The sequence below is a fragment of the Mesorhizobium sp. L-8-3 genome, from assembly GCF_016756615.1.
Classification (GTDB): Bacteria; Pseudomonadota; Alphaproteobacteria; order Rhizobiales; family Rhizobiaceae.
The window spans coordinates 892,438-909,256 of the sequence record NZ_AP023262.1 but is presented as its reverse complement, the minus strand read 5'-3'; the positions used below and the strand labels follow the sequence as shown (position 1 = coordinate 909,256).

Here is a 16,819-nt window from a genome sequence, read left to right as displayed (position 1 = left end):
GCGGTCGAAGCCGTTCCAACTACCGTTTCGTTTATTGCGTTTGCAGACGATATTGCCCATATAGAGCATATGCCTGATGGTTCCGCCTGTTGCGGGCCGGGGGAACAGGGAGAACGACGATGTTGCTCGAACACCCCGATACGATCGTGCCCACGGCCGACGATGCGGAATTGGCGGCTAAGGCGAGCCGGATCCTGTCGCGTCGCGGCAAGAACGGCCTGCGCATCCGCCTCGACGATGGTGAGGAACTTACCCTTCCCGTCGCGGCGGCAAGATTGCTTACGCATCTGCTCACCGAAATGTCACAGGGAAACGCGGTTACTCTGATCCCGGTGCATGCGGAACTCACGACACGCCAGGCGGCTGAATATCTCAACGTTTCGCGGCCCCATGTGGTCAAGCTGCTGGAGCAATCCAGGATTCCCTACCACAAGGTTGGAACGCACAGGCGCATAAGGTTCAGCGATCTTGAAGCCTTCAAGCGGCAGCAGGAAACCGCGCGAGGTCAGGCTCTCGATGCCTTGGCCGCCGAAGCCCAGGAAATGGGGATGGGCTATTAGGATCGCCGGCTACACGGTCATTCTCGACGCGTGCGTGCTGTATCCTGCACCGCTGCGCGATTTCCTGCTAGAACTTGCCGGAAGCGGCATGTTTCGAGCACGTTGGTCCGATATCATCCACGACGAATGGATCCGCAACCTGTTGAAGGCTCGTCCCGATCTCAGCCGCGATCGTCTCATGCGTACGCGTCGGCTGATGGACGACAGTGTGCTCGGGAGCCTGGTCGAGGGGTTCGAAGAGCTGATCCCCGTGTTGGAGTTGCCCGATCCTGACGATCGGCATGTGCTTGCCGCGGCGATACACAGTGGAAGCGACGCGATCGTCACCGTCAACCTCAAGGATTTTCCTGCCGAGGTTGCAAAACGCTACGAGCTGGAAATTCTTCACCCTGACGATTTTCTCTATCAGCAGTTCGGGCTTGATCCGGCGGCAGTTGTCCTTGCTGCCCGAAATTGCCGTGCGCGGTTGAAAAGCCCGCCGAGAAGCGGCGGCGAGTACCTCGCTACGCTCGAGGCGCAGGGCCTGCCTTTGCTCGTCAGCGAACTGCGCAAGTTCGAAGACCTGCTCTGAAGGCAGACCACCCGCGCGCTCCGGTCGAGACCATTCTCTTTCGATACCCGGTCGAACGGCGTTGTCGCGGCGGTCCGTCGCCATGGTGTCCGCGCGTCCTTGCCAAGGACGTTATGTTGTTATAACCATTCCAGTCGAGCGCCGAACCGGCTGCTCCTCCGGAGGATAATCATGAACAAGATCTCGCGACTGAAATATGCGCTCACCGCCATGGTCATGCTGCCCGGCACCGCCCTGGCCGAGCCGGTCAACCTGTCATATCTCACTCATTGGGCGCCGGAGACGGTGGCCAGGCTGGAAGAGGCTGCGCGCAGCTATTCGTCGAGCAACCCCGATGTCACCATCACCGTTCGCGCCGTGCCCTTCGGCGATCTCCTGACCACGATCCGTTCGCAGGGCGGCGCCGGCGGCCCGACCATCGCCAGTATCTATGACCTCTGGCTGCCGGAGCTGGTGCGCGACAAGCTGGTCGGTCCCGCTCCGGACGCCGTTTCGGCTGAAGTGAAGTCGGCCTGGCCGGCCGGCGTCGCCTCCGCCGCGACGGTCGACGGCAAGGTCTACGGCATCCCCAACGAGATCAACGTCTATGCGCTGAACTACAACAAGGCACTCTTCGCCGAGGCCGGCATCGCCGCGCCGCCCCGGACCTGGGACGAGTTGAAGGACGCCGCCGCCAAGCTGACCAAGAAGGAGGGCACCCAGGTCACGCAGCAGGGCTTCGGGCTGATCAACTCCTGGGCGGCGGGCGTCGTGCACCCCTTCGCCTCGCTGCTGGTCTCCAACGGCGGACAGCTTGTTGCCGACGGCAAGCCCGCCCTCGACAGCAAGGCGGCCGGTGAGACCTTCGCGCTCTATGAGGAGATGGTGAAAGAGGGCTACACCGATCCGGCCATGGGCACCGCCGACGCCAACACGACGGGCCCTTTCCTCGACAATTTCGTCTCGGGCAAGACCGGCATGATCATTATGGCCAACTGGTGGGAGAGCGCGCTCAAGGCCGGCATGGGGGACAGGTTCTCCGACATCGCGACCGCGCCGATCCCGGTCGGCCCGAGCGGCGAAAGCGCCAAGTCGATCTCCTATACCTGGATGACGGTGGTCAATGCCGGCGCCAGCGAGGCTGAGCAGAAGGCCGCCTGGGACTTCCTCGCCTGGCTCAACGGCAAGGATTCCGGCCAGAACGGCGCCTCGGCCATGGCCGACATCCTGGTGTCCATGGGCATCCTGCCGTCGCGCGGCTCCGACGTCGAGGCGCACCAGGCCAAGCTCGGCGGCGAGTTCCTGAAGGGTTATGTCGAGACGCTTGCCAATGCGCAGGCCTTCCCCGTGGTGCTCGGCGGCCAGGAATTCTCGGAATCGCTGCAGCAGGTCGTCGAATCGCTCGAATACGGCAAGGTCACCGCCGCGGAGGCCCAGGCCAACGCCCAGGCTGACGCCGCCTCGATCCTCGAGCGCGCCGCCCAGTGACGCGTTCGGACAGAAGAGGCGGATGCGGCTTCGGCCGCATCCGCTGATCCCGGAAAACGACTGATGGCCACGCTCCGCAAAAAATCCATCTGGGTGATGCTCACGCCGGCAGCGGGGCTGATCGGCGTGTTCATCCTGATCCCGATGGCGCTGACCATCTGGCTGTCCTTCCACAACTGGTCGACGCAGACCGGGTTCGAAACCGCCCGCTTCGTGGGCCTGCGCAACTACCAGGACATCTTCGGCCCGATATCGGTCGGCCGCGACTTCAAGCAGGCGCTGGTGAACACGGCGATCTATACGGTGCTGTCCGTGCTGATGATCCTGCCGCTCTCGGTGGTGCTGGGCCTGCTCGTCTATCAGAAGCGCGTGGCCGGCGGCGAGACGCTCAGGGCGATCCTGTTCTCGACCTATATGGTCCCGATGATCGCGGTCGCGCTGGTCTGGTCGAAGCTCTATTCGCCGAGCGAGGGCCCGATCAACCAGATCCTGGGCTGGCTCGGCTTCGGCCCCCAGCCTTGGCTCTCCTCGCCCGACACGGCGCTGGTCTCGATCGTGTTTCTCAATGTGTGGCAGCAGGTCGGCTATTTCACCGTGCTCGTCGTGGCGGGCCTCACCCAGATTTCGCCGTCCATCTACGAGGCCGCCAAGATCGACGGCGCGCCGCCGCTGCAGGAGTTCTTCCGGATCACCCTGCCGCTCTTGCGGCGCACTCTGCTGTTCAGCGCGGTCATCGCCGTCATCAATGCCGTCCAGGTCTTCGAGCCGGTCGCGCTCATAACCCAGGGCGGCCCGGCGGGCTCGACCAATGTGCTCACCTACCACATCCGCCGGGTCGGCATAGAACGCGCGCAGGGTGGGTTGGGCTCTGCCATGGCCGTGACCTTGATGCTGGCGCTGGTCGTCATCATCGTGGCGCTCTTTGCCTTCGCCCGCCGCCGCGAGGGAGACGACGCATGAGGGCCTATGGAAACCGTCGCCGGCGGCCGTCCGACGCGCTGCTGCTCGCGCTCATCGTGTTCCTGGCGGTCATCGCCGCCTTTCCGCTGCTGTGGATGGTTCTTTCCAGCCTCAAGACACCGGCCGAGACGATGCAGACGCCGCCGGTCTGGCTGCCCCGCTCGCCCGGTTTCGGCGCCTATGGCGAGGTCGCCGGCGTGATCAATGCCGGGCGGTCCTTCCTGAATTCGGCTGTTATCGCCACCGTCACCACGACAGGCATCGTGGTGACCAGCCTGATGGCCGGCTATGCCTTCGCCAAATATCGCTTTGCCGGGCGCAACGTGCTCTTCGCGGTGATGATAGCGACCATGTTCCTGCCGCCGATCGTGACGCTGATCCCGCTCTACCGCCTCGTCACCTATCTGGGCATGAACGGCAGCCTGATCGGCGTCATCGTGCCCAATCTCGCCAATGCCTTCGGTATTTTCCTGATGCGCCAGTTCATCGCGGGCGTCCCCGACGATCTGATCGACGCCGCCCGCATCGACGGCGCCTCGGAACTGCGCATCGTCTTCTCGATCGTCGCCCCGGCGATCGTGCCGGCGATCGCGGCCCTGACGCTGTTCGCCTTCGTCTACCACTGGAACACCTATCTGTGGCCGCTCACCGTTCTCCAGGGCAGCAGCGACGACTACCCGATCGTCATCAGCCTGAGCCGCCTCCTGAGCTACAATCGCGGCGCGCTCAACACCAATCTGGTGATGGCGGGCGCGACCCTGGCAGTGCTGCCGCCGCTCGTCATGTTCGTCTTCCTGCAGCGTTTCTTCGTCGACAGCATCGTCGGCTCGGGGGTGAAGGGATGAGCCGCGCGCTGGCGATCGACCTCGGCGGCACCAATATGCGCGCCGGCCTCGCCGACGCGGCGCGACCGGCGGAGATCCGGCCGGTCGGGTCCTGGCCGGCCCCGGCGCGCCGCGCCGCTTTTCAGGAACTGGTCGAGGGGCTGCTTGTCGCCTATTCCATCAAGCGGCTCGGCATCGCCGTGCCGGGGCTGGCCCTCGGCACGCGCTGCGTGTGGATCCCCAATCTTCCTTATCTCGACGGCCTCGATCTTTCGGAAGCGTTTCCCGACGTCTCGATCGCCCTGGGCAACGATGCGCAGTTCGCGCTGCTGGCCGAAGCGAGTGCCGGCGCGGCAAGCGGATTGAGCGACGCGATCCTGCTGGCGATCGGCACCGGCATCGGCTCGGCGGTGCTGTCGGGCCGCCGCATCCTGCGCGGCGCAAGGGGCGGGGCTGCATCCTTCGGCTGGGCCTCGGCGGACCCTTCGGATCCCGGCGACGACAGGGACGGCTGGTTGGAGCGCAACGCCTCCGGCCGCGCGCTCGACCGGCTCGCGGCGGAGGCGGGGCTGGAGAACGGCGCGGCGCTGATCGAGCGGGCGCGGAGCGGCGACGGCGAAGCGCTCCGCTTGCTTGGCCGCGCTGCGGGCGCGCTCGGCACCGCCCTTGCCGGCGCTGTCGCGCTTCTCGACCCGCAGAAGATTTTGGTCAGCGGCGGTGTCGCGGCAGCCCTGGATGTGCTGGAAGCGCCGGTGCTGTCGGCGCTGCGCCGCCAGTTGCCGCCGCACCTGCGCGGCATCACGCTGACATCGGGAGCGTTCGGCGCGGGCGCCAGCCTCGCCGGCGCGGGCATCGCCGCGTTCAGGGGACAGAACTGGGAGGAGGTTCGATGACCGGGATCGGCGTTTTTCCGAAGCCCGACCGCAACCGGCCGGAACCGCTCTGGCATCAGGCCGAGCAGGCCCTGCGGTCGCTTATCGCCGATGGGACCTGGAAGGATGGCACCCAGATCCCCAATGAGGAACTGCTCAGCCAGATGCTGGGGGTCAGCCGCATAACCACCCGTCACGCTTTGCGCAACATCGAGGAATCGGGGCTGCTCAGACGGGAGCATGGGCGCGGCACCTTCGTGCGTAGTTCGACGGTGATCGCCGGCGTGCGCGGGCTGACGAGCTTCACCCAGGAGATGGCGAATCTCGGTCTTGTCGTCGGCTCGCGTGTGCTCGAACTCGCTGAGGTTCCCGCCGCACCCGATGTCGCCGGGGCGCTGGAGGTCAAGCTCGGCGCGCCTACCGTGAGGCTGCGCCGCCTTCGGCTCGGCAACAAGGCGCCGATCGGCATCCAGACCGTCTACATGCCGGTCTCGCGCGTCGCCGGCTTCCTCGACAAGGCCGATCCGGCCGCTTCGCTCTACGACACGCTGCGCAATCGTTTCGGTATCACTCCGCGTGAGGCCCGCGAGGTGTTTCGGGTCGGCGCCGTGGGGCCGGAAGAGGCCGAACTGCTCGAGATCGCGCCGGGAAGCCCGGTCTTCATGGTCGAGCGCATCACCTCCGACGCCATCGGCCCCTTCGAATTCACCGCCTCCACGATGCGTGGCGACCGCTACGAAATCCGCTCGAAGCTCCATCTCTGACTTCAACAAGGCCAGCTCTGGTTCAAACAAGGCATCCCTGACTTCAACAAGGAAAGTGAAAAACCCCATGTCCTCCCTCTATATCAGCCGCCTCGTCAAGCTCGCCGAGGAAGCGGCGGAGAAGAACGAATCCGCGCTCGAGACGACGGCCGCGAAGCTCGCCGACACGCTTCAAAACGAAGGCCTCGTCCATCTCTACGGATCGGGCCATTCGGTGCTGCCCTGCCAGGAGACATTCCCCCGCTACGGCAGCTATGTCGGCTTCAACCCCCTGACTGATCCGCGCGTGATGTGGCACAATGTGCTCGGCGCCGGCGGCGTCCGCGAACTGCTCTGGCTCGAGCGCACCGAGAAATATGCCGAGAAGTTCCTCGACCATCAGCCGCTCAATCCCGGTGACAGCATCGTCATTTTCGGCCACAGCGGCCGCAATGCCTCGGGCATCGATACCGCACTTTACGCCAGGAAGCGCGGCCTGTTCGTCGTGGCCATCACCAGCACGCACAATCTCGACAAGCCGGCCACCCATTCCTCCGGCAAGCGGCTGGCCGATGCGGCCGACATCGTCATCGACACGCGTTCGCCGATCGAGGATGCGATCGTGCCCGTAGAGGGCTGGACGCGTCCGGTCGCCGGCTCCTCGACCGTGCTCGCCATGATGCTGATGCATGAGCTGGTCGCCCGCACCGCCGCCAGGCTCGGCGAGCGCGGCGTCGAGCTGCCGACCTTCGCCTCGCCGACCATCGCCGGCGTGACGCTGCACGACACCGACGTCATCTACGGCAAGTATCGCGAGCGCATGATCGATGCGCAGCAGAAGCACCTCGACTTCTTCAAGGGGCGCATGCAGGGCGACGCCTGATCCGACTGCCGGAGCGCTTCCTCTGGTCCACCGGGACGTTCCGAACATCCGAAAAAAGGCAGCACCGCGCGTCCATTTGGCCGCGCGGCGCTGCCGCGATTGCGGCCCGGCGGCCAAAGCCCTTTCCTCCCACGCATATCCCGTGCTTCATTTCCGACCGGAACATGCCGACCGAACGGTCGCCGCACGCACAGGCGGGACATCCATTGCCGATCGCTCTGCCGCTTTTCAGGATCCGAAGCCTGCTGGTCGTCATTGCGGTCGCCGGCCTGGCAGCGGGCGGTTCTGTCTGGTTCGGAGGTCGAGGGGACTGGGCCGGCTGGATCTGGGCCGCTTGCACGCTACCGGTGCTCGCGGCGCTCGTCGTGGAGATCCTTACCAGCCTGCGTCGGGGAGAGGTCGGCCTCGATCTGGTTGCGGCCCTTTCCATGACGGCTGCGCTCGCTTTCGGGGAACCGCTGGCCGGAAACGTCGTGGCGCTGATGTATGCCGGCGGCCAGCTTCTGGAGAGTTATGCGGAACGCCGCGCCCGCCGCGAGATGACCGCCTTGCTCGGGCGCGTCGCCCGGACGGCAATGCGTTATGTCGACAGCCGGCTCGACGAGGTGGCCATCGAGGAGCTGGCCAAGGGTGACCGCATCCTGGTTCGCCATGGCGAGGTCGTGCCGGTCGACGGGACGGTGGCGTCGAGCGAGGCGCTGGTAGACCAGTCCGCTCTCACCGGCGAGAGCATTCCCGTCGAAAAGCGGCAGAGCGACGAGATCCTCAGCGGCTCGACCAATGTCGGCGACGCGTTCGACCTGGTCGCGGTCCGTCCGGCCGGGGAGAGCACCTATGCCAACATCGTCCGCCTTGTCAGACAGGCTCAGGAAAGCAAGGCGCCGAGCGTTCGGATCGCCGACCGCTACGCGATCTGGTTCCTGCTGTTGACGCTGCTCATTGCTGGAGCGGCATGGTGGGCGACTGGGGATAGGATTCGGGCGCTCGCGGTGCTCGTGGTGGCCACTCCTTGCCCGCTCATCCTCGCTCTGCCGGTGGCGATCATCTCCGGCATGTCGCGGGCGGCCAAGCTCGGCGTACTCATGAAGAGCGGTGGCGCGCTCGAAGCGCTCGCCAAGGTCCGCACCGCCATCCTGGACAAGACCGGCACCCTGACCTTCGGCAGGGCCGAGATCACCGGCATCAGGACAGCCGACGGCTGGGCGGGCGAAGAGGTGTTGCGGCTCGCCGCTTCGCTCGACCAGGCGTCCAACCACGTCATTGCCGACGCGCTGGTCGTCGGCGCCCATCAACGCGGCCTGCACCTTTCGCCGCCGACCGAGGTCAGCGAAGTGGCGGGCACCGGGGTGTCGGGCACCGTCGACGGACACTCGGTCGTCGTCGGCGGTAGCCGCTTCGTGCGCGACAGGAGCCGGCGCAGCGACCCCTACGCGTTGCGCGAGGGCGTGCCCGAGGGCACGGCGGTGGTCGCCGTTGCGATCGATGGCGAGATCGCCGGGATCGTCATGCTGGCCGACCGGGTGCGGCCCGACGCCGCTTCGATGCTACATGCATTGCGCGACAGCGGCGTCACCAGGGTGGTCCTGGCCTCCGGCGACCGGCAGGATGTGGTGACCGCGATCGGCAGGCAACTCGGCATCGCCGACGCCTTTGGCGAGCTCGATCCGCAGACGAAGGTCGATATCGTGAAGAAGGAGCGGGTGCAGGCGCCGGTCATGATGGTGGGAGACGGCGTGAACGATGCGCCGGCCCTGGCGAGCGCGGATGTCGGGGTTGCGATGGGCGCGCGCGGATCGGCCGCGTCCTCCGAAAGCGCCGACGTGGTTCTCCTGGTCGATCGCCTCGACACCCTGACCGCTGCCGTCCGGGCCGCGCACCGCACGCGGCGGATCGCCATGCAGAGCGTGCTCGTCGGCCTCGGTCTTTCCGTTGTCGCGATGGTCGTCGCCGCCTTCGGCTACCTGCCGCCGGTGGCGGGCGCACTTGCCCAGGAGGCGATCGATGTCGCGGTCATCCTCAATGCGTTGAGGGCGTTGCGATAGGTCCCGCGCTCCGATCCCCGTTCGAATGCTGGCGCTCCGGACTGCGCCGGTGTACCAGCGTCCGCACGCGGCTGCCGCCGAAGCCGCAACATTGGGAGGGTGCCTGCCATGCCGAAGGACAAAGCCGAAACCGCCGCCGCGGAGCGTCCGCTCACCGGGCTCGACGTCGAGCCCGCGCCGCTTTCCGAAGCGATGACGCAGTATTACAGGAAGTGCGACGAGAAGCTCGGCTTCGTTCCCAATGTGCTGAAGGCCTATTCCTTCGACATGGCCAAGCTCGAGGCCTTCGTCCGTATGGTGGACGACCTGATGCTGGCGCCGTCCGGCCTGTCCAAGCTGGAACGCGAGATGATCGCGGTCGTGGTGTCCTCGGTGAACCACTGCCACTATTGCCTCGTCTCGCATGGGGCGGCCGTGCGCTATCATTCCGGCGATCCGCATCTCGCCGAGACGCTGGTCGCCAACTATCGCGCCGCCACGCTTACCGATCGGCAGCGCGCCATGCTGGACTTCGCCTGGAAGATCACCGAGCGCCCCGCCGAGATCGGCGACGAGGACCGCGAGGCTCTGCGCCGGGCGGGCTTCTCCGACCGCGACATCTGGGACGTCGTGCTCGTCGCCGGCTTCTTCAACATGTCCAACCGCGTGGCCAGCGGCGTCGCCATGGAACCGAACGTCGAATATTACGCGATGGCGCGCTGAAGCCGCGCCAGAGGCTTTTTCCGAGCTCAGGGAGGCATTGCCAGCCGTGACGCAAACCAAGTTCGAACGCATCTTCGGCGACACCAAGCCGGTCATTGCCATGGTCCATCTCGACCCGCTGCCGGGGGCGCCGCTCCACGACGCTGCGTCCGGCATCGACGGCATCGTCGATCGCGCCCGCAAGGACCTCGTTGCGCTGCAGGCGGCCGGTGTCGACGCGCTCATGTTCGGCAACGAGAACGACCGGCCCTATGAACTCAAGGTCGACGTCGCTTCGACCGCCGCCATGGGTTTCGTCATCGGCCGGCTGCGCAGCGAGATGACGGTGCCGTTCGGGGTCAACGTGCTCTGGGACCCCAAGGCGTCCGTCGCGCTCGCCGCGGCGACCGGCGCCGCCTTCATCCGCGAGATCCTCACCGGCAACTATGCCTCGGACATGGGGCCCTGGACGCCGAATGCCGGCGAGACCATGCGGTATCGCAACCATGTCGGGCGCCCAGACCTTGCTCTGTTCAACAACATCTCGGCCGAGTTCGCCTATTCGATCGACCGTCGCAGCCTGCCGGAACGCGCCCGCAGCGCGATCTTTTCCAGCCTGCCCGATGCCATCCTCGTCTCCGGCAACATTACGGGTGAAGCCGCGCCGCTGAGCGAGGTAGAGGCCGTCAAGAAGGTGAGCGGAAGTACCCCGGTGCTGGTCAACACCGGCGTGCGCCATGCAACGGTCGCCGACGTCTTTTCCGTCGCCGACGGCTGCATCGTGGGTTCCTCGCTCAAGGTCGACGGCAATACCTGGAACCCGGTCGATCCTGACCGCGCGGCGGAGTTCATGCGCCTGGCACGCGAGGCGCGGAAGTAGAGTATGTCTCCCTGATGTGGGAACGGGTTTCGGGACAAAGACATGCGTAAGAACAAATCCCCAAAGCGCGTAAAGCGAACCTGAAAGATCGCGACGCGCTTTAGGCGCGGGCTCGGGAGGCAGTGGCGGCTGCACGCCTGCGGCCGCCGCCGATGCCTGTCGCCAGCACCGCTCCGCCGATGATGAGCAAGGCCGCTGCCAGAAGCCGGACGGTAGCCGGTGCATTGCCCATCGCGACCAGCAGGGCGGTCGACAGCAGCGGCGCGAGATAGGACAGGGCGCCGAGCAGGGAAATGTGCCCGTGCTTGGTCGCATGATCCCAGGCGAGGAAGGCCAGGCCCGTCGGCCCGACGCCGAGCAGGACGATCGCCAGCCACTGTTCAGATGTCGGCGCGACCGTCGTCTCGAACAGGAGATGACAGGCGCCGCCGGCGACGGCCACCGCGCCGCAGACGCCGACGATCATGCCGCTCGGCGTCGCCCCGAAGCGTCGGTTGAACACGGAATAGGCCGACCAGAGCAGCGCGCACATCAGGGCCGCCGCATAACCCGACAGCGAGGCGTCGGCGGTGGCGGACGGCGCGCGTCCGAGTATGATCAGTGCGGTACCGCCGAGGCCGAGCAATGCTCCAGCGACGTGCCGCGCGGCCAGCCGCTCGCCGGGCAGAAGCGCGGCGAAAAGCACGATCAGCAGCGGCCACAGATAGGCGATCAGGCTGGCTTCGGCCGCAGGCGCCGCCTTCAGCGCGTAGAAATAGAGCGCGTGATAGCCGAAGATACCAAAGAAGGCGGTCATCCAGGGGGCGGCAGGCTGGCGCAGCTCGGCGAGGCTTCCACGAAATCCGAGCAGGACGATCCCGCTCAGGAAGGCGACGGCGAAGCTCAGCGCCAGCAATTCGAAAGGCGGTATGCCTGTCGTGAATACGGTGAGCGGAGCGAGCGCTGCCCAAAGCAGGATCGCGATGCCTCCGATGATCGTCGCCCGCCCTCTGCCGTCGCCCATTCCTTGTCTTCCCGATGTCCCGTAAAACAGGAGACCACTCTGCCCGAGGCGGGCAGGGACGGGATAGTCGAGAAGTCCGGAAGTCTATCCAGAGGCTCCGCGACCGCGCCGCAGCACGGCGGGCGTGACGCCGCGCGAGATGCGCAGCTTCCTGGTGAGCGCGCTCTGGTCGGCATGACCGGTCCTTACGGCGATCTCGGCGATCGGCAGCGACGTCGTGGTCAGGAGGCGGCAGGCCGCATCGAGCCGCAATTCCGCGAGCCGGCCATGCGGCGTATCGCCGGTTCTCTGGCGGAACAACTCGTGAAGCCGCGTCTCGCCCGCGCCCGCCGCGGCTGCGATGTCGGCGACGGTGATCGGTTGCTCCAGCTTCGCCCGCATGAAACGGATCGCCCGTTCGACAATCATGTCTGCGGCGGTGGCCGGCTCGGCTTGCGATGCGTTCAGCGTCTCGACGAGCAGCCCGCACCAGTGGCTTCGCGCGGCCGGGGTAACGATGTCGATCGTCGCCGCCAGATAGTCGATGAGGCTCTGCAGCGGCTGCGTGATGGTGAAGAAGGCGGTACGTCGGAAAAGCTCGGCCTCAGTCCAGAGGGCCGAGTTTCCATCGTCAGGGAGGTCCGCCACCACAAAACGTCCCGAGGGCGGCGCCTGGAAGGCATGCGTTGCATCGGTCGCGATGATGGCGCCGCGCCCGGCCGCGACGAGACCGCCGCGGCCGTCGATCTCCATGTCCATGACGCCGCTCAGCGGCAGCACCACCTGATGGTAGTCGTGCCGATGCGATTGCACTTCACCGCTGTAGCTCCTGATATCGAGCCGTTCAGAATGCGGCGACATCATCTTTCTCCCGGGCGTCCTCGCCCTCTCGCCTCCGGTTTCCATCAACAGCGTGACGAACTCAAGGCAAAAAGGTCAAAGCGCCATCCGAAGCACGCGATAATCTTGCCCTTCGATCAGTCGACAAGCGATCCGTTGCCAGCCGAGCCGCCGGAAGACAACTTCCGCTCCGGCGGTGAGGGCATGGACCGCGCGGACGCGCTGTTCCCGCGCCTTTTCGGCGGCATAGGCCACGAGCGCAGATGCGACGCCGCGCCGACGCGCATCCGGCGCGACCCAGAGCCCGCCGACCCATGGCGTCAGCGTCCACAATTCAGGGCGGGCAAGGCCGGCCCCCGGCAGGATCAGACCGACCGGGTCAGGCCGCCGTCGACGCGGATGTTCTGGCCGGTGATGTAGCCCGCTCCGTCCGATGCGAGAAAAGCGACGGTCGCGGCGATCTCCTCGCTGGTGCCGTAGCGCTTCATCGGCACGCTGTCGCGGCGTTCTTCGGTTGCCGGAAGGCTGTCGATCCAGCCCGGCAGCACGTTGTTCATGCGCACATTGTCTGCCGCATAGGCGTCGGCGAAGATCTTGGCGTAAGCGGCAAGGCCCGCGCGGAACACGGCCGAGGTCGGGAACATCGCGCTCGGCTCGAAAGCCCAGGCGGTCGAGATGTTGATGATGACGCCCGCCTTCTGCTTCTGCATGATCGGCGTGACCAGTCGCGTGGGGCGGACGACATTCATCAGATAGGTGTCCATGCCCTTGTGCCAGTCCTCGTCGCTGATCTCGATGATCTGGGCCCGCGGGCCGTGACCGGCGCTGTTGACGAGGACGTCGATGCGACCCCAGCGCTGCAAAGCGCCATCGACGAGCCGCTTCAGGTCGTCGTTCGACTGGTTGGAGCCGGTCACGCCCAAGCCGCCGAGTTCCGCCGCCAGCGCCTCACCCTTGCCGGAGGACGACAGGACCGCGACCCTGAAGCCATCAGCGGCGAGGCGTCTCGCCGCTGCGGCGCCCATGCCGCTGCCGCCTGCCGTGACGACCGCCACTTTTTCCACTGCCATAGCTCTCTCCTATGCTCATTTCGCGGGCGGCAGAGAATTCGCCTCCATCTCGCATTTTGCAAGCCTTCGAACAGTGGCAGAGCGTGCGACTTCATCGGCCAAAGTGTGTTCCACGTGGTCATCGCGGCCGTCCAGACCGGCATGGGCGTCGGTTGGCCGGCGCGCGGCTCAGCGCTCGATCCGGGTCGACAGGATGACCGACGACAGGGTCCGCTCCACGCCATCCAGGGCGCCGATCCGGTCGATGAGCTTGTCGAGGTCGGCGACCGACTGGGCCTCGACGATGACGATCATGTCGAAATTGCCGCTCACCGAATGCAATGTGCGAACGTCGCGGATGCGGCGCAGTTCCGCCTCGACCGAGGTCGACAGTTTCGGCAGCACCGTCACCAGCACATGGGCGCGCACCAGATTGGCTTCGTGCTCTGAAGAGAGCCTCACGCCGTAGCCGGTGATGACGCCGCGCCGTTCAAGCCTTTCGAGCCGGCTCTGCAACGTCGCCCGCGACACGCCGAGTCTCCTGGCGAGTTCGGTCGCCGGCATCCGCGCGTTCTCGCGCAACAAAGCGATCAGGGCCTGGTCGGCATCACTCAGCATTCTGTCGAATCCGATCGTCGAAATGCGCAAAATTTACCTTCTCTTTGCGCAAACCGCCACTCCTATCCGTCATGGGCCGGGAGTAGTCTTCAGATATTGAACAGGAATTCCGGGAGCGGTTCGGATGAAGGACGTCGTTGTTATTGGCGCGGGCAAGATCGGATCGGTCGTTTCGGACATGCTGGCCGGCAGCGGCGACTATCGTGTCGCCGTGGTCGACAATTCACAGGCACAGCTCGATGCGCTTGAAGTCGGCGAAGGCGTCGCGACACACCAGGCGGAGATCTCCGAGCCCGGTGCGCTCGACGGCGTGCTGTCGGGCAAGTTCGCAGTGCTGAGTGCGGCACCCTTCCATTTGACCACCAGCATCGCCGAGGCGGCCGCCCGGTCCGGCGTGCACTATCTCGACCTGACCGAGGATGTGGCGAGCACGCGCCGCGCCAAGGAACTGGCCGCGACTGCGCAGTCGGCCTTCATCCCGCAATGCGGGCTGGCACCGGGATTCATCTCGATCGTGGCGAACGACCTCGCCAAGCGTTTCGACAGGCTGGAGAGTGTGCGCATGCGTGTCGGCGCGCTGCCGCAATATCCGTCCAATGCGCTCAACTACAATCTCACCTGGAGCACCGACGGGGTCATCAACGAATATTGCGAACCCTGCGAGGCGATCGTCGAGGGCGAGCTGGTCGAAGTGCCGCCGATGGAGGAGCGCGAGGAGTTCTCGCTCGACGGCATCACCTATGAAGCGTTCAACACCTCGGGCGGCCTCGGCACGCTCGCCGACACGCTCAAGGGCAAGGTGCGCACGCTGAACTACCGCACCATCCGCTATCCCGGCCATGCGGCGATCATGAAGGCCCTGCTCAACGACCTCGGCCTGCGCCACCGCCGCGAAGTGCTGAAGGACATTCTCGAGAACGCCGTCCCGGCGACCATGCAGGACGTCGTGGTGATCTTCGTGACGGTCAGCGGTCACAGGAACGGCCGGCTCCTGCAGGAGACCTACGCCAACAAGGTCTACAGCCGGCAGTTCGGCGCCCATCTGCGCAGCGCCATCCAGGTCACCACGGCTTCCGGCATCTGCGCCGTGCTCGATCTTTTAGCGGAAGGCCGTCTGCCGTCGCGCGGCTTCATCCGGCAGGAGGACATCGCCCTCGACGTTTTCCTGGCCAACCGTTTCGGCCGCAACTATGCGCTGTCCAATATGACTCATCTGGCCGCGTAGGCAGACCGCAGCAGCCTGATCCATGCCATGCCGGCGCCCTCGTGGCGCCGGTCTTGTTGCGCGCCAGTCGTGGCGTGCAGCGCCAGGACTGGCGCTTTTTGGACCGCTGCTCGATCATGCCGAAGATACCGAGAAACCCGCCGCCTTTGCACTTGCCTTGCCACACAAGGCATACATCATGCATATATATGGAAAGCATGGTATCGGATATGGCGGCGGACTGGTCTCCTTCGATCTCCAAGGCGGCAGGGCCGCTCTACCTCGCGATCGCCGATGCGCTGTCGGTCGACATCGCGGCCGGCCGACTGCCCGTGGGAACGAGGCTGCCGCCGCAGCGGACGCTCGCCGACCGGCTGGGCATCGACTTCACGACGGTGAGTCGCGCCTATGCGGAGGCTCGCAAGCGCGGCCTGGTCGAAGGACGCGTCGGCCAGGGAACCTATGTGCGCGCCCGCCGGCCCTCCCGGCCTGAGCCGTCTGCGGGGAGCGGGCTCATCGACATGAGCATGAACCTGCCGCCGCGCTTCGACGATGCCGTGCTGGCGGCCCGCATGTGGGATGATATCGCGGATCTCAAGACGGGCGACGGGCTCGGCCTCCTGATGCGTTACCAGGAGGCGGGGGGCTCCGTTCTCGACAAGGCCGCCGGGGCGGCCTGGCTGGCGCCGCGCCTGGGCGCCGTCGCTCCGGAGCGGCTGCTCGTCTGTCCCGGTGCGCAGGGCGCGCTGCTCGCCTTGCTCGGGTCGCTCGCCGGCCCTGGCGACACGGTCTGTGCCGATGGTCTCGCCTATCCCGGTTTCCTTGCGGTGGCGGATTATCTGCGCATTCGCGTCGTCGGTATCGAGATGGATGACGAAGGCCTCGTTCCTGAAGCCTTCGAGACGGCTTGCCGCCAGGCGGCGCCCAAGGTGCTCTATTGCAATCCGACACTGCACAACCCGACGACGTCGACCCTGTCGCTGGGCCGGCGCGAGCGCATCGTCGCGATCGCGCGCCGCCATCGGGTGGCAATTATCGAGGACGACGCCTATGGCGCGCTGCCGGCCGATCCGGTGCCGCCCCTGGCAGCGCTCGCTCCCGATCTGGCCTATCATGTCGCGGGCCTGGCGAAATCCGTGTCGCCGGCGCTGCGCGTCGCCTATCTGGTCCTGCCGGAGCCGGGAAAGACCGCGCCTCTGGCGGGTGCGATCCGCGCTACGGCCGGCATGGCCTCGCCGCTGACGGCGGCCGTCGCCACGCAGTGGATCGAGGACGGCACGGCGTTGGCGGTGCTCGACGCCATCCGGAAGGAGTCCCGGCAGAGGCAGAAGATCGCTTCCGGCATCCTGCCGGCCGAACTCGTCCGCGCCGATCCCGAGGGGTTCCATGTCTGGCTGACGCTGCCTGGCCGCTGGAATCGCGGCGACTTCGCCTCGCGGCTCCGCTCGGCTGGCATCGGCGTGGTCACCAGCGACGCCTTTTGCGTCTCGGGCCCGGCGCCGGAAGCCGTCAGGCTGGGGCTTGGTGCCGCGCCCGACCAGCAGGCGCTGGCCGCAAGCCTGAGGGCCGTCGCCGACCTCCTGGCGCAGCCGCCCGGCCTGTCGTCCATGGTGGTCTGAACCGGGCGGGCCCCTCCTGTCCGC

Annotated in this window: 18 protein-coding genes; 13 read left to right on the top strand and 5 right to left on the bottom strand. The window is 66.3% G+C overall.

Annotation, left to right across the window (positions count from 1 at the left end):
* The first annotated feature begins 119 nt into the window (after positions 1-119).
* From JN302_RS04210 to JN302_RS04160, 11 genes are all read left to right on the top strand, one after another.
* Positions 120-560, top strand: coding sequence for a helix-turn-helix domain-containing protein (locus JN302_RS04210; RefSeq protein ID WP_202310248.1), 441 nt, complete (start codon positions 120-122; stop codon positions 558-560).
* Positions 517-1,131 carry a PIN domain-containing protein gene (locus JN302_RS04205; protein WP_274609255.1) on the top strand — a complete coding sequence of 205 codons (615 nt, stop codon included), beginning with the start codon at positions 517-519 and terminating at the stop codon, positions 1,129-1,131. The genes JN302_RS04210 and JN302_RS04205 overlap by 44 nt, the downstream gene beginning before the upstream one ends.
* Positions 1,132-1,302: 171 nt before the next feature.
* Positions 1,303-2,598, top strand: coding sequence for an ABC transporter substrate-binding protein (locus tag JN302_RS04200; RefSeq protein ID WP_202331961.1), 1,296 nt, complete (start codon positions 1,303-1,305; stop codon positions 2,596-2,598).
* A 63-nt stretch (positions 2,599-2,661) separates the two neighbouring features.
* Entirely contained in the window at positions 2,662-3,558 is an 897-nt protein-coding gene (locus JN302_RS04195) for a carbohydrate ABC transporter permease (protein ID WP_202310246.1), read from the top strand.
* Complete coding sequence (locus JN302_RS04190) at positions 3,555-4,403, top strand: carbohydrate ABC transporter permease (RefSeq protein ID WP_202310245.1); 849 nt, start codon at positions 3,555-3,557, stop codon at positions 4,401-4,403. Before JN302_RS04195 ends, JN302_RS04190 begins: the two co-directional genes overlap by 4 nt.
* On the top strand, positions 4,400-5,275 hold the full coding sequence (locus JN302_RS04185; RefSeq protein WP_202331959.1) for an ROK family protein: 876 nt from the start codon (positions 4,400-4,402) through the stop codon (positions 5,273-5,275). Before JN302_RS04190 ends, JN302_RS04185 begins: the two co-directional genes overlap by 4 nt.
* The gene (locus tag JN302_RS04180; RefSeq protein WP_202331957.1) at positions 5,272-6,018 is read left to right on the top strand and encodes a GntR family transcriptional regulator; all 747 of its coding nucleotides are present in this window, start codon (positions 5,272-5,274) and stop codon (positions 6,016-6,018) included. Before JN302_RS04185 ends, JN302_RS04180 begins: the two co-directional genes overlap by 4 nt.
* Before the next feature lie 67 nt (positions 6,019-6,085).
* Positions 6,086-6,880 carry a sugar isomerase domain-containing protein gene (locus tag JN302_RS04175; protein ID WP_202331955.1) on the top strand — a complete coding sequence of 265 codons (795 nt, stop codon included), beginning with the start codon at positions 6,086-6,088 and terminating at the stop codon, positions 6,878-6,880.
* 206 nt (positions 6,881-7,086) lie between these two features.
* The gene (locus JN302_RS04170) at positions 7,087-8,922 is read left to right on the top strand and encodes a heavy metal translocating P-type ATPase (protein WP_244742934.1); all 1,836 of its coding nucleotides are present in this window, start codon (positions 7,087-7,089) and stop codon (positions 8,920-8,922) included.
* A 108-nt stretch (positions 8,923-9,030) separates the two neighbouring features.
* Positions 9,031-9,624 carry a peroxidase-related enzyme gene (locus tag JN302_RS04165; RefSeq protein WP_202331953.1) on the top strand — a complete coding sequence of 198 codons (594 nt, stop codon included), beginning with the start codon at positions 9,031-9,033 and terminating at the stop codon, positions 9,622-9,624.
* Positions 9,625-9,670: 46 nt separating this feature from the next.
* Positions 9,671-10,483 carry a BtpA/SgcQ family protein gene (locus JN302_RS04160; RefSeq protein WP_202331951.1) on the top strand — a complete coding sequence of 271 codons (813 nt, stop codon included), beginning with the start codon at positions 9,671-9,673 and terminating at the stop codon, positions 10,481-10,483.
* A gap of 100 nt (positions 10,484-10,583) precedes the next feature.
* On the opposite strand, the gene yddG is transcribed toward JN302_RS04160, so the two are convergent.
* The 5 genes from yddG to JN302_RS04135 form a co-directional block, all read right to left on the bottom strand.
* Entirely contained in the window at positions 10,584-11,486 is a 903-nt protein-coding gene (yddG, locus tag JN302_RS04155; RefSeq protein ID WP_202331949.1) for an aromatic amino acid exporter YddG, read from the bottom strand.
* Positions 11,487-11,570: 84 nt separating this feature from the next.
* Positions 11,571-12,326, bottom strand: a complete 756-nt coding sequence (locus JN302_RS04150; protein WP_210382584.1) for a helix-turn-helix domain-containing protein — start codon at positions 12,324-12,326, stop codon at positions 11,571-11,573.
* Positions 12,327-12,401: 75 nt separating this feature from the next.
* Positions 12,402-12,638 carry a GNAT family N-acetyltransferase gene (locus JN302_RS39880; RefSeq protein WP_202331945.1) on the bottom strand — a complete coding sequence of 79 codons (237 nt, stop codon included), beginning with the start codon at positions 12,636-12,638 and terminating at the stop codon, positions 12,402-12,404.
* 32 nt (positions 12,639-12,670) lie between these two features.
* The gene (locus JN302_RS04140; protein ID WP_202331943.1) at positions 12,671-13,375 is read right to left on the bottom strand and encodes an SDR family oxidoreductase; all 705 of its coding nucleotides are present in this window, start codon (positions 13,373-13,375) and stop codon (positions 12,671-12,673) included.
* 168 nt (positions 13,376-13,543) lie between these two features.
* On the bottom strand, positions 13,544-13,972 hold the full coding sequence (locus JN302_RS04135; protein WP_202310234.1) for an Lrp/AsnC family transcriptional regulator: 429 nt from the start codon (positions 13,970-13,972) through the stop codon (positions 13,544-13,546).
* A gap of 124 nt (positions 13,973-14,096) precedes the next feature.
* On the opposite strand from JN302_RS04135, the gene JN302_RS04130 reads away from it, so the two are divergent.
* Positions 14,097-15,197 carry a saccharopine dehydrogenase family protein gene (locus tag JN302_RS04130; protein WP_202331941.1) on the top strand — a complete coding sequence of 367 codons (1,101 nt, stop codon included), beginning with the start codon at positions 14,097-14,099 and terminating at the stop codon, positions 15,195-15,197.
* A 209-nt stretch (positions 15,198-15,406) separates the two neighbouring features.
* Positions 15,407-16,795 (top strand): aminotransferase-like domain-containing protein, encoded by a 1,389-nt coding sequence (locus JN302_RS04125; protein WP_446720738.1) that lies wholly within the window; start codon positions 15,407-15,409, stop codon positions 16,793-16,795.
* Positions 16,796-16,819: the final 24 nt, after the last annotated feature.